Consider the following 12,594-nt stretch of genomic DNA (forward strand, 5'->3'; position numbering starts at 1 on the left):
AAAGGCGAACGTGATTCTGTGGATAACCGGTCAGCGCGCGGCCCAGTGGGCCGGGTCCCCGGCAGTGCTGCGGGCGGCCTGGGCGCGGCGCGCCGCGGACTCGACGATCACTCTGGCCTCGCCGACCTCCCGGTCGGCGGCCGCCACCTTCACCGGTCCCGGCGGCGCGTCCACGTGGACGGTGGCCAGCCCGAAAACGCGCTGCACCGGGTTCATGGTCAGGCGGACGCTCTGCGCGCGCGCGTGCGCGATCACGTCCGTGCGGCGGCACGGCCAGCCGTGCCGGGCCACGAACACCACGTCGTCGGCCCCGGCCCCGTCCGCCCGGTCGATCGCGATGGCCTTCGACGAGGCGGGGACGAGCGGCACCGCGTCCACGTGCGTGCCGGGGAAGACCTGCGTGACCAGGTGCATGGCGACGTGCCTCGGCGCGATCGGCAGCAGCGTCGAGGACAGCGCCTCCCGCTCCCCCGCGTAGCCGGCGACGGTCACCTCGACGCGGGCCCACCCGATCTTCCGCCAGATGGCTGGCTCGACGATGCTGACGGCCTGGATGCGGCCCGGCGGGAGCGTCTGCATCCGCGTCTCGAGCAGCCCGTACCGCAGCCGTATCCCGTCCGGTGACATCGCGACCGTGAAGTTGGCGTACATCACCAGCGGCGCGATGACGGCGCGGATGAGCCCGAGCACGATGGGCAGCGTGACCGCCAGGATGCCGCCCTCGGCGTACACCACGAGGAAGACCAGGGTCGCGAAGAAGAGGATCCCCGTGCCGAGCACGGGCAGGCGGAGGATCAGCGAGGCGAGGAGGTTCCCGAAGGGGACGCGCCACATGTGCCGTTCCGGCGCCTCGGGCGTGGTCCCGGGGAGGCCCGCCGCGCGCGCGAGGAGTTCGGCGCGCAACTGCTGGGCGGAGTGGCGTCCGAGGTAACGCAGAGCGATCTCGCTCTGCTCCCCACCCGCGAGCTCAACCCGGACCTCCGCCAGGGAGAACACCCGCGTCACGAGCGGACGGACGACGTCGATGGCCTGGATGCGCGAGAGCGGGATGCGGCGCTTGCCCTTGCGGATCAGGCCCGTCTCCACCACGAGGTCGTCGCCGTCGATGCGGAAGCGCAGGCTCAGCCACGTCCACAGGCCGGAAACGGCGGCGATCACCGTCATGGGGAAGGACACGGCGAAGAACCGCGTCAGCACGGCGGGCGTGAGCTCCAGCGTGACGCCGCCGCTCGTCTGGGTCAGCAACAGCGGGAAGCCGAGCAGGACGAAGTAGACGACGAGGAACACGAACGCGCGCAGCGGTGCCGTCGCCCAGTGCAGCCGGTGCGTGCCCTCGGAGAACCGGACCGGCGGCGGTGGCGGCCGGTAGCCGGGCGGCGGTCCGTACGCTTGGGGCGGCCCATAAGGCGGTCCGGGCCGACCGTAGGGGCCAGGGGGCGGCCCGTACGGAGGACGAGGCGGCCCGTAAGGACCCGGCGGTTGAGGCCCATAGGGACCAGACGGTCCGTACGGGCGGCCATGGCCGCCGGGAGGAGGACCATAGGGGCCGTTCATAGGCCCATGCTCCGTGCCTCGCCCTTCTGGGCGAGTCGATCGCGCAGATGTGCGGCCTCCATGGCGGGCAGGCCGGGAATGGCCGCGTCCGTCGCCGCGGCCGCGGTGTGCATGCGCACCGTGGCGATCCCCATCCAGCGCTCAAGGAGACCCGCGGTCACGTCCACGAACTGCATGCGGCCATAGGGGACGACGATGAGCCGCTTGACGAACACGCCATGGGTCACCACGAGGTCGTCGGAACGCTCGACGTAACCGAAGGACCGGCGGTCGAGCTCCGCCATGACCCACGTGACGATGGTGACCAGCACTACCGCGGCGAGCCACATCACGGCGGCCACCGCGCCTCCGTTGCGCCACACCAGGAACGCGCCCACGGCACCGATGGGGACCGCCCACAGCACGGCGGTGAGGAGCCTGTGCGGTGCGTGCCGCGCGGAGATGGTCGCCCACTGGAGGCCCCCGCCGGGGGCGAACGCCTCGTCGGCCCGGTACGTCGGAGGCACCGCGGCGGGCGGGCCAGGGTGCTGCTGCGGCTGTGGACCGCCACCGGGCGGCACCTGCCCGCCCGCGCCGGGCACGAAGTCGGGCCGGCCAGGCGGCGGGCCCGCCGGGTCCTGCGGATGGCCGCCCTGTCCCGGCCCGGACGGCGCGGGAGGGTGCGCCGCGTCCTGGTATCCAGGCTGCGCGGCGGGCTCGTACGGCGGTTCGCCGTGGCTCGGGTTCATTGCCCCCTAGTCAACCGGATAACGGCCGCCGCTCGCCATGGGACCATGAAGCGGTGATCGGAGCGGCGGAGACGCGACCATGACCACCGAGCGGATCGTCGGGATCGGTGCGGGCGCCAAGGAGCTCGCCACCGAGGACATGACGTTGAACATCGGCCCCCAGCACCCGTCCACGCACGGGGTGCTGCGGCTGCGGCTGACCCTGGACGGGGAGCGCATCTCGGGGGCCGAGCCCATCATCGGCTACATGCACCGGGGCGCCGAGAAGCTCTTCGAGGTGCGGGACTTCCGGCAGATCATCGTGCTGGCCAACCGGCACGACTGGCTCTCTGCGTTCTCCAACGAGCTCGGCGTGGTGCTCGCCGTCGAGCGGATGCTCGGCATGGAGGTGCCGGTCCGCGCGGTGTGGACGAGGACGCTGCTGGCCGAGCTCAACCGCGTCCTCAACCACCTCATGTTCCTCGGCTCCTACCCGCTGGAGGTAGGCGCGATCACGCCGATCTTCTACGCGTTCCGTGAGCGCGAGACGTTGCAGCGGGTGATGGAGGAGGTGTCCGGCGGCCGCATGCACTACATGTTCAACCGCGTCGGGGGCCTGAAGGAGGAACTTCCCGCCGGCTGGACGGCGCGCGCGCGGACCGCCGTCTCCGAGGTGCGCTCAAGGATGGGCGACATCGCCGACCTCATCATGGGCAACGAGATCTTCCGCGCGCGCACGCGCGGCGTCGGGGTGCTCACCCAGGAACAGATTCTTCAGTACGGCGTGTCGGGCCCCATCGCGCGCGCGTCCGGTCTCGATTTCGACCTGCGCCGAGACGAGCCGTACCTCGCCTATGGAGAACTCGACGTGCCGGTGGTCACCCGGCAGGAGGGCGACTGCCTCGCCCGCTTCGAGTGCCTGCTGGACCAGGTGTACGCGTCACTGAACCTCGCCGACGCGTGCCTCGTCCGCCTCGGTGAACTGCCGCCGGGGCCCGTCAACCAGCGGCTTCCCAAGGTCCTCAAGGTCCCGGAGGGGCACACCTACGCCTGGACCGAGAACCCGCTCGGCATCAACGGCTACTACCTGGTGTCGCGCGGCGAGAAGACGCCGTGGCGGATGAAGCTGCGGTCCGCGTCGTTCAACAACATCCAGGTGCTGGCCGAACTGCTGCCCGGCAACCTGGTCGCCGACATGATCGCGATCCTCGGCTCGATGTTCTTCGTCGTCGGCGACATCGACAAGTAGCGATGGGCAAGTAGCGATGGGCAAGTAGCGATGGGCAAGTAGCGGCACCCTGTCGGGGACGGCCGCAGGAGCTCACGCCCTGGAGGCGTTCCTGTCGCGCTCCTCCTCGTCGGGGTCCTTGGGCACACGGCACGCGTACTCCAGGAAGAACGCCGCGCCCACCAGCACCACGGCCGCCAGGAACGTGCCCACGCTGACGAAGAAGTCATGGCGCGGGGTCGACTTGTCCAGCGAGTCCGCCAGGCTGGCGGCGAAGCCGCCGAAGACGCCGGCGATGAGCGCGGCAGTGTGCGCGCTGGCCTTCCCCAGGGCCGCCATGCGCGCGACCACAAGGGGCTCCACCGGCTTGGTGTTCGGCTTGCGGCGGATCCGGCGCAGCAGGTTGTAGCCGGTGAAGGCCTCGCCGAGCGCCAGCAGCAGCAGTGTGGGCACCGCCGTCCACGGCAGGGGCGGCAGCGACACGTACGCGGAACGCAGCACCGCCCAAGTGATCACCGCGACGACGATCACCAGGGCGACGAGGAACAGCGGGCGGGAGGGTCTCATGCAGGCTGCTGCAGGGTCAGGTCGTCACGGCGGCGAACGGCCGAAGGGCCCCCTTCCGCCTGCTTGGCCTCGGCCAGGTCGCCGACGCGGCCGTGCCCCGGCAGGAGCACGTCCGGCTCGATGTCGGCCCACGGCACGAGCACGAACGCCCGCTCGTGCGCGCGCGGGTGCGGGAGGGTGAGGTCGGGGCGGTCGGACGAGATGTCACCGAACACCACGATGTCGATGTCCAGCGTGCGCGGCCCCCAGCGGACCTCGCGGACGCGGCGCAGGGAGTTCTCGATGTTGAGAACGCGTTCGAGAAGGTTCTCCGGCGCGAGCCTGGTGTCGGCCACCACGACGATGTTCAGGTAGTCGCCCTGTTCCGGGAGCGTCTCCCCGGGCGGTGCGAACGGGGCCGTCTCGTAGACCGGGGAGCAGGCCACGAACTCCAGGCCGGGGGCGTCGAACAGCGCGTCGACCGCCTCCTGGAGGTTGTCCAGGCGATCACCGAGGTTGCTGCCGAGCGAGAACACGACGCGGTGCGCGACCAGCATGTGGCCGCCGGTCGCGGTGCGATCGGGCATGCGGTCTGACGCTGTCATGGGCGACTCCTCCTGATCTTCACGGCGACGTCCGTGAAGGGATGCGGCACCGGGGCGCTCGGCTTGTGGACGGTGACCTCGACCTCCACCACCGCCGGGTCCTCCAGACATATCTTCGCGAGCCGGTCGGCCAGCGTTTCGATCAGGTCGACGGGCTCGCCCTCGACGGCCGCGACCAGCCGGCCGGCCAGCGTGCCGTAGTCGACGGTACGCGACAGGTCGTCGGTCTCCGCCGCGGGGCGGGTGTCGAGGCCGAGCGACGCGTCGACGACGAACTCCTGCCCGAGTTCGCGTTCCGCCGGCAGCACGCCGTGCCGCCCCCGGGCCCGCAGGCCGCGCAGTTCTATGCGGTCCAGTTCCATGCGGTCCAGGCTCATTCTTCCTCTGCATCCGCGGGAGTGAGGACGGGCGAGCCGTGGTGCAGCAGCAGTCGCCACTGCCCGTCGACGCGTACGAACAGTTTCGTGGCCACGATGCTGCCTCCCGCGAGGAAACCGGCCTCGGTGTCCTCGTCCGCGGTGAGGACGTTCTCCTTGCACGTGACCACGGCGTGGTCGCCGTAGACGTCCGTCTCGACGTCGGTCAGCACGAACTGGATGTAGGTGGTGTTGGCCATGATGAGCGCCCACGAGCGGAGGACCTCCTCGCGCCCGCGCAACATCGTCCAGCCCGGGTGGACGCAGGAGACGCCCGCCGCGTAGGGGCCCTCCGCCCACACGTCGGACATGCGGTCGAAGTCCCCCGCTTCGAAGGCGGCGTAGAACTCGGCATGGACCTCTTCCAGGTCGGCGCGGTTCACTGCACGGCTCATCGCTGGTCGCCTCCGGGGTGCATGGGACGGGCGGCCTCGATCGCGGCCGCCACGCGTACGGCGTCCACGTTCGGACGTACCCGGTGCACGCGGACGCACCACGCACCGGCGGTCGCGGCGAGGGCCGTGACGGCGACGGTGGCGTCGTCGCACTCGGCGAACGGGCGGCGCGTCCCGTCCGGTTCGGCCAACAGGGTCGTGAAGAAGCTCTTGCGGGAAGCGCCCACGAGAAGGGGGTAGCCCGTACCGACGAACTCGTCCAGGTGGGCCAGCAAGGCCCAGTTGTGCCCGGCAGTGGGGCTTTTGGCGAACCCCAGCCCGGGGTCGAGGACGACCATCGACGGGTCGACGCCTTCCCGCAGGACCGCGTCGACGCGGTGCAGCAGTTCCTCGCGCACTTCGCGGACCACGTCCGCGTAGACGGACCGGGTCTGCATGTCGTGGCTGTGGCCGCGCCAATGCATCACCACGTAGGGCACGTTGGCGGCAGCCACCACACGGGGCATGTCCGGATCGGCCAGGCCGCCGCTCACGTCGTTCACGAGACGGGCGCCCACGGAGACGGCGGCCTCCGCCACCTCCGCGCGCATGGTGTCGACACTGACCGGAACGTTCTCTTCCGTGAGCGCCTTGATGACGGGCACCACGCGGCGGAGTTCCTCGTCCAGCGACACCCGCTGTGCCCCCGGGCGCGTGGACTCCCCGCCCACGTCGACGATGTCGGCGCCCTCGGCGACGAGGTCCAGGCCGTGCCTGACGGCCTTCTCCGGATCGAACCAGCTCCCCCCGTCGGAGAACGAGTCCGGGGTGACGTTGACCACGCCCATGACGAGGCATCGCCCCGGCTGGGGCAGCCCCGGAACGGCGGCACTGGTCATACAACAACCCTATGCCTTGCCTGCACCCCTTCAGATCGTCGCCCTAGGCCGCTCTAGCCCCGTCCTAGGCGCGCTCTAGGCGACGCGGGCGCACCCCCGGCCTGCCTGGCCGGCGGCCGTGGCCTGCTCGGCCGGCGGCCGTCGTCTCGCAACGGCGCTCGCGCCCCGGTCGTCCGTCGCCGCTCACCCATCACACGCTGAACGGGCCTCAGCGCGACGCTGAGGCCCGTTCGGACGTTCTGGGGATTCGAGATGCGGACGAGGGTCAGGGGCGGCCCAGGATCAGGCTCATCGCCTCGCTGCGGGTCTCCGCATGATCGCGGAAGTCACCGCGCACCGCCGAGGTCACCGTCTTGGCGCCCGGCTTGCGCACCCCTCGCATGGTCATGCACAGATGCTCGGCCTCGATCACGACGATCGCCCCGCGCGGCTCCAGCACGCGCATCAGCGCGTCCGCCACCTGGCTTGTCAGCCGCTCCTGCACCTGCGGGCGACGCGCGTACACGTCGACCAACCGGGCCAGCTTCGACAGGCCGGTGATCTGCCCCTTCTTGTTGGGCGTGTACCCGACGTGCGCCACCCCGTGGAACGGCACCAAGTGGTGCTCGCACACGCTGTACACCTCGATGTCCTTCACCAGGACCATTTCCTCATGGTCGGCGTCGAACACCGTCGTCAGCGCGTCCTCGGGCCGCTGGCGCAGCCCGGCGAACTGCTCGGCGTACGCGCGCGCGACGCGCGCCGGCGTGTCGCGGAGCCCGTCGCGATCGGGATCCTCCCCGATCGCGAACAGGATCTCGCGCACCGCCTTCTCGATCCGCGCGTGGTCGAACCCCGGAGGGTCCTCCCGCACGGGCTCTTCGTCGTAGGGGATGGCCAAGGCGGTCAGCTTTCGCCCGGGGCCGGGTCGGCGGACTCGGAGGTGACGCCGCCGCCCTGGCCGTTGTTCTTGGTCAGGTCGGTCACGTCCTGCGGGCCCAGCAGAGCCAGTTCCTTGGGCGTGAGCACCGGCGGGCGGTCCGACGGGAGGCGCTTGCCGTAGCCGGTGTAGGAGTTCTGGTGCGGCCGCTTCTGGATCGGAGCGAAGATCTGCAGCACCTGCTCCTTGGAGAGGGTCTCCTTCTCCATGAGGTTGACCACCAGGTCGTCCAGGACGTCCCGGTACTCCATGAGGATCTCCCACGCGGTGTCGTGGGCGGCCTCGATGTAGCGGCGCACCTCGTCGTCGATCGCGGACGCGATGTCCTCGGAGTAGTCCCGCTCGTGGCCCATGTCGCGGCCGAGGAAGACCTCGCCCTGCCCGGTGCCGAACTTGCGGGCGCCGAGGCGCTCGCTCATGCCGTACTCGGTCACCATGTTGCGGGCGATGGAGCTGGCCTTCTCGATGTCGTTGGCCGCGCCCGTGGTGGGCTCGTGGAAGACCAGTTCCTCCGCGGTGCGCCCGCCCAGCAGCATGGCCAGCTGGTCGGTCATCTCCGAGCGCGTGGTGAGGAACTTGTCCTCCATCGGCAGGGTCATGGTGTACCCCAGTGCGCGCCCGCGCGGGAGGATCGTCACCTTGTGCACGGGGTCGGAGTTCGGCAGCGCGTGCGCCACCAGCGCGTGCCCGCCCTCGTGGTAGGCGATGATCTTCTTTTCCTTCTCCGACATCACCCGGGTCTTGCGCTCCGGCCCGGCCATGACGCGGTCGATGGACTCCTCGAGGGTGTCCATGTCGATCAGCTTGCGGTCGAAGCGCGCGGTCAGCAGCGCCGCCTCGTTGATCACGTTCGCGAGGTCCGCGCCGGTGAAGCCCGGGGTGCGGCGCGCGATGACGTCCAGGTCGACGTCCGGGGCGAACGGCTTGCCGCGGCCGTGCACCCGGAGGATGCCCTTGCGGCCCTCCAGGTCGGGACGGTCCACGGTGACCTGCCGGTCGAACCGGCCGGGACGCAGCAGCGCCGGGTCCAGGATGTCGGGGCGGTTGGTCGCCGCGATCAGGATCACGCCGCCCTTGACGTCGAAGCCGTCCATCTCGACGAGCAGCTGGTTCAGCGTCTGCTCGCGCTCGTCGTGGCCGCCGCCGAGGCCCGCGCCGCGGTGCCGGCCGACGGCGTCGATCTCGTCGATGAAGATGATCGAGGGGGCGTTGGTCTTGGCCTGCTCGAACAGGTCGCGCACCCGGGAGGCGCCGACGCCGACGAACATCTCGACGAAGTCGGAACCGGAGATCGAGTAGAACGGCACCCCCGCCTCGCCGGCCACCGCACGCGCGAGGAGCGTCTTACCGGTGCCGGGCGGGCCGTACAGCAGCACGCCCTTGGGGATCTTCGCGCCGATCGACTGGAACTTCGCCGGGTTCTGCAGGAAGTCCTTGATCTCTTCCAGCTCCTCCAGGGCCTCGTCGGCCCCGGCCACGTCGGCGAAGGTGGTCTTCGGGGTGTCCTTGGTGATGAGCTTGGCCTTGGACTTGCCGAAGTTCATCACCCGCGAGCCGCCGCCCTGCATCTGGTTCATGATGAACAGGAAGATCAGCACGATGACCACGATGGGCAGCAGGCTGAACAGCAGGTTCAGGAAGAAGCTTTGCTTGGGGACATCAACGTTGTAGCCGCCGGGCAGCTTGCCCGCGTCGGCCTGCTTCTGCAACTGGTTCTGCAACTGCAGGCCCTGGCCGTCGACCCAGGAGGCCTGCTGCTGCTTGCCGTTCTTGAGCGTGACCTCGATCCGCTGGTCCTTGTCCACGATCTTCGCGGACTTCACCTGTCCGGCGTCGATCTCCTGGACCACCTTGGAGGTGTCGGTCTTCTCGAACGAACGGCCGGGGTTGACGCCCCACATCACCAGGGCGACCAAAAGGCCGAACAGCAGGATCCACAGCAGCGGCCCGCGAAAATAGCGCTTCACGTCCATTTATCCGGTTACCCCTACGGGGCCCGTCCCTCCTGACCAACGTCTGTGTGCGATCCTCGCCCGTCCCGGGGGGGCGGACGCCACTGCGACCAGCAAGGCCCGTCGCCCGGGGCTCCGGACCCACCGAGGCGGTCTCCCTCACATGGCTCCCTGACCCGAGGGCCCGGGATAGTGACGGTACACCGCAGGGCACAGGAGACGCAGCCAGCGCCGATCTCCTGATCCTCTTCATATACCCGTCAACGACCTTTGCAACGATCCGTCACGGCCCCTTGTTCCCTGGGGGCTCCCAGGGAACGCCGGTAGACCGCGCACGGGCGGGTTCAGGAGCCCTCCCCGCCGTACACATGGGGCGCCAAAGTCCCCACGAACGGAAGGTTCCGGTACTTCTCGGCGTAGTCGAGCCCGTACCCGATGACGAACTCGTTGGGGATGTCGAACCCGATGTACCTGACGTCGAGGTCGGTCTTCACCGCCTCGGGCTTGCGCAGCAGCGCGCAGATCTCCAGGGACGCCGGGCCGCGCGAGCGCAGGTTGCTGACGAGCCACGACAGCGTCAGGCCCGAGTCGACGATGTCCTCCACGATGAGCACGTGGCGGTCGAGGATGTCGGTGTCCAGGTCCTTGAGGATGCGGACCACGCCCGACGACTTGGTGCCCGACCCGTAGGACGAGACGGCCATCCAGTCCATCGAGGCCGGCGTGTGCACCGCGCGCGCCAGGTCCGCCATGATCATGACGGCGCCCTTCAGGACGCCGACGAGGAGCAGGTCCCTGCCCTCGTAGTCGGCGTCGATCTGCGCGGCGAGCTCGCGCACCTTCGCCTGCAGGTCGGCCTCGGGGATCAGCACCTTCGCCAGGTCGTTGCCCAGGTCCTTCTCGTCCACAACCCCACCCTCATCGTTGTGACTCTTCGCCCGCCGCACGGAGCGGACGCCTTGCGCGACGGGCACGCCGTGTGACGAGACGCACACGGCATGGTGTCAAACCGGGCCGAACAGCAGCCTCCCATACCGCCGGAACGCTCGAAGGCCCCCGGGCAGGTCGACGTGCCGCTGGCCGTGCCAGGCCGTGACCAGCCGATCCACTGCATCGACATGGACGGCCGCGAGCGTACCCGGTGGGCTGCCCGCTTTCACCGCGGCCATCCGCAAGACGCGGGTACGGACGGCTCTGGGCAGTTCTTCGAGGCCGTCCACACGGATCGCGACGGTGTGGCCTTCGTCATCGACGGTGTGGCCTTCGTCATCGCGGTCGGCTGCGTCATCGCGGTCGGACGCGCCTGCCCCGTCACGGTCGGACGTGTCGTCGAGGAGTTCGTCGTAAGCGCGCGCGGCGAGACCGTCCAGGGCGTCGGCGTCGTCGCGCAGCATCCGGGCCGTTCGCGCCAGCGCCTCGGCCACGCCCGGCCCGATCGTCTCCTCCAGCACCGGCAGGGCCTGGTGCCGTACGCGCACGCGCGTGTAGGCGGGGTCGTCGTTGTGGGGGTCGTCCCAGGGCTCCAGGCCCATCGCCAGGCAGGCCCTACGCATGGTCGCCCGGTCGAGTTCCAGCAGGGGCCGGAGATACAGAACATGGCCCCGCGCGGTCGGACGCTTGAGGGCTGGGGGCATCCCCGCCAGTGAGCGCGCTCCGGAGCCGCGTGCCAGCCCCAGCAGCACGGTCTCCGCTTGGTCGTCGCGGGTATGGCCCAGAAGGACCGCTGCCGCTCCGAGCCGATCTGCGGCGCGGTCCAACGCCGCGTAGCGGGCGTTGCGGGCGGCGTTCTCCATGCCACCCTCGCCGTCCACGGTGACCGCTACCGACCCGGCAGGGTCCAGCCCAAGGTCGGCGAGCGTCCGGACGACCGCGTCCGCGCGCGCGCCCGATCCGTCCTGTAGGCCATGGTCGATCGTGATGCCGCCTGCCTGGAGCCCCGCCCTGGGCGCCTCGAAGGCGAGGGCTCCCGCGAGCGCCAGTGAATCGGCACCGCCACTACATGCCACGAGCGTCATCGCACCAGCGGGCAGGTCGGCAAGGACGTGCCGCACCGCCCGCCGCACAGCCGCCACCGCCGGATCAGGCCCCATGGGAAACGTCTACCACCGGACGGCACGGCATGGCGGAAGCGGTCTCCGCCCTCCCCGCCCGCTGGGCAGGCGGCTTGCGTGTCCTGTTATCGCGTCACGCCTCGCTGGCCTCGGGCGGGGCCACGTCGATGGCACGCGGGCCGATGACCCGGTTCATCCACTCGGCCGGTTCCTTGATCTCGTCGTGCGTGGGCAGGCTCTCCGGGGACTGCCAGACCTGGTTGAACCCGGCCATGCCCGCCTCCGCGACGACCCGCCGGACGAACCGCGAACCCTCCGCGTACTGCTTCATCTTCAGGTCGATGCCGAGCAGGCGGCGGATCGTCTTGTCCAGCTTGGAGCCGCCGTCGCGGCGCCCCTGGAACCGGGAGCGGATCTGCTCGACCGAGGGCACGACCTCGGGACCGACCGCGTCCATGACGTAGTCGCCGTGCCCCTCGACCAGGGTCATCACCGCGGTGAGCCGGTCCAGGATCTTGCGCTGCTCGGGAGTCTGGATCGCGTCGATGAGGTTCGCGTCCCCGCCGCGCATCGCGTCGGCGACGGCCTCGGCGGCGTCCCGGATGCGGTCCAGCATCACGCCCGGGTCCAGGTCGGACGCCAGCAGGAACTGGGTCATCTGGTCCTGCACGTACTCGCGCAGCCACGGAACGCCGGTGAACTGGGCGCGGTGCGTCTCCTCGTGCAGGCACACCCACAGCCGGAAGTCGCGCGTGTGGACGCCGAGCTCCTGCTCCACATGGACGATGTTGGGCGCCACCAGGGTGAGGCGTCCGGTCGGCGCCTGCCCGGACGGGTCCGGCGGCAGGAACAGCTCGTACTGGCCCAGCACGCGGCTGGCCATGTAGGCGAGGATCGCGCCCACCTGCATTCCGGTCACTCGCGAACCGACCGCCTGCACGACCACATTGCCGGCGCCGCCCAGCGGGCCGGGGCCTCGGCGCTCGGTCATCTGCTCCATGAGCGGTTCCAGCACCACCCGGAAGCCGTCCACGTTGGCGCGGATCCATCCGGGCCTGTCCACGACCGTCGCCGGTGCCGGATCGAGCTCGGAGGCCATGCCCGTGAAGTCCCGCACGTGCCCGTGCGCGTCCCTGGACAGCTCGCGCAGCTCCGCCACGACCGCGCGGGCCTCCTCGTGGCTGACCTGCGGTCCTGGACGCACCAGACGGGTTCCCGCCTGCACCGCGACGTTCCAGTCGATCATTGAGGCGCTCATGTGCTCCACCGTACTTTTCGGACACGGCGCCGGGGCGCCCCTGCACGATCGTTCAACGAACAACCGTTCTGGTTATCTCCCGTAC

Annotated in this window: 13 protein-coding genes; 1 reads left to right on the forward strand and 12 read right to left on the reverse strand. The window is 70.2% G+C overall.

Features of this window, described 5'->3' with window-relative positions:
* Window positions 1–30: 30 nt before the first annotated feature.
* Both amrb99_RS23325 and amrb99_RS23330 read right to left on the reverse strand, forming a co-directional pair.
* Window positions 31–1,287, reverse strand: a complete 1,257-nt coding sequence (locus amrb99_RS23325) for a PH domain-containing protein (RefSeq protein ID WP_347256810.1) — start codon at window positions 1,285–1,287, stop codon at window positions 31–33.
* A 263-nt stretch (window positions 1,288–1,550) separates the two neighbouring features.
* Window positions 1,551–2,282 carry a PH domain-containing protein gene (locus amrb99_RS23330; protein ID WP_190859528.1) on the reverse strand — a complete coding sequence of 244 codons (732 nt, stop codon included), beginning with the start codon at window positions 2,280–2,282 and terminating at the stop codon, window positions 1,551–1,553.
* 79 nt (window positions 2,283–2,361) lie between these two features.
* On the opposite strand from amrb99_RS23330, the gene amrb99_RS23335 reads away from it, so the two are divergent.
* Window positions 2,362–3,510: an NADH-quinone oxidoreductase subunit D gene (locus amrb99_RS23335; protein WP_190859531.1), complete on the forward strand. Its 1,149-nt coding sequence runs from the start codon at window positions 2,362–2,364 to the stop codon at window positions 3,508–3,510.
* A gap of 72 nt (window positions 3,511–3,582) precedes the next feature.
* On the opposite strand, the gene amrb99_RS23340 is transcribed toward amrb99_RS23335, so the two are convergent.
* From amrb99_RS23340 to amrb99_RS23385, 10 genes are all read right to left on the reverse strand, one after another.
* Complete coding sequence (locus amrb99_RS23340) at window positions 3,583–4,056, reverse strand: DUF3180 domain-containing protein (protein ID WP_190859533.1); 474 nt, start codon at window positions 4,054–4,056, stop codon at window positions 3,583–3,585.
* The gene (gene folK / locus amrb99_RS23345; RefSeq protein ID WP_190859535.1) at window positions 4,053–4,640 is read right to left on the reverse strand and encodes a 2-amino-4-hydroxy-6-hydroxymethyldihydropteridine diphosphokinase; all 588 of its coding nucleotides are present in this window, start codon (window positions 4,638–4,640) and stop codon (window positions 4,053–4,055) included. Before folK ends, amrb99_RS23340 begins: the two co-directional genes overlap by 4 nt.
* Entirely contained in the window at window positions 4,637–5,002 is a 366-nt protein-coding gene (folB, locus tag amrb99_RS23350) for a dihydroneopterin aldolase (protein WP_190859615.1), read from the reverse strand. Before folB ends, folK begins: the two co-directional genes overlap by 4 nt.
* A gap of 11 nt (window positions 5,003–5,013) precedes the next feature.
* The gene (locus amrb99_RS23355) at window positions 5,014–5,451 is read right to left on the reverse strand and encodes a nuclear transport factor 2 family protein (protein WP_190859537.1); all 438 of its coding nucleotides are present in this window, start codon (window positions 5,449–5,451) and stop codon (window positions 5,014–5,016) included.
* Entirely contained in the window at window positions 5,448–6,329 is an 882-nt protein-coding gene (gene folP / locus amrb99_RS23360; RefSeq protein WP_241755835.1) for a dihydropteroate synthase, read from the reverse strand. Before folP ends, amrb99_RS23355 begins: the two co-directional genes overlap by 4 nt.
* 265 nt (window positions 6,330–6,594) lie before the next feature.
* Entirely contained in the window at window positions 6,595–7,209 is a 615-nt protein-coding gene (gene folE / locus amrb99_RS23365) for a GTP cyclohydrolase I FolE (RefSeq protein ID WP_194737086.1), read from the reverse strand.
* Window positions 7,210–7,214: 5 nt separating this feature from the next.
* Window positions 7,215–9,221 carry an ATP-dependent zinc metalloprotease FtsH gene (gene ftsH / locus amrb99_RS23370; RefSeq protein ID WP_190859539.1) on the reverse strand — a complete coding sequence of 669 codons (2,007 nt, stop codon included), beginning with the start codon at window positions 9,219–9,221 and terminating at the stop codon, window positions 7,215–7,217.
* A 323-nt stretch (window positions 9,222–9,544) separates the two neighbouring features.
* Window positions 9,545–10,108, reverse strand: a complete 564-nt coding sequence (hpt, locus tag amrb99_RS23375) for a hypoxanthine phosphoribosyltransferase (RefSeq protein WP_190859541.1) — start codon at window positions 10,106–10,108, stop codon at window positions 9,545–9,547.
* A 96-nt stretch (window positions 10,109–10,204) separates the two neighbouring features.
* On the reverse strand, window positions 10,205–11,290 hold the full coding sequence (gene tilS / locus amrb99_RS23380; RefSeq protein WP_190859548.1) for a tRNA lysidine(34) synthetase TilS: 1,086 nt from the start codon (window positions 11,288–11,290) through the stop codon (window positions 10,205–10,207).
* 94 nt (window positions 11,291–11,384) lie between these two features.
* Complete coding sequence (locus amrb99_RS23385; protein WP_190859621.1) at window positions 11,385–12,497, reverse strand: zinc-dependent metalloprotease; 1,113 nt, start codon at window positions 12,495–12,497, stop codon at window positions 11,385–11,387.
* Window positions 12,498–12,594: the final 97 nt, after the last annotated feature.

Origin of the sequence: Actinomadura sp. RB99, assembly GCF_014706005.1 — a bacterium.
Classification (GTDB): Bacteria; Actinomycetota; Actinomycetes; order Streptosporangiales; family Streptosporangiaceae; genus Spirillospora.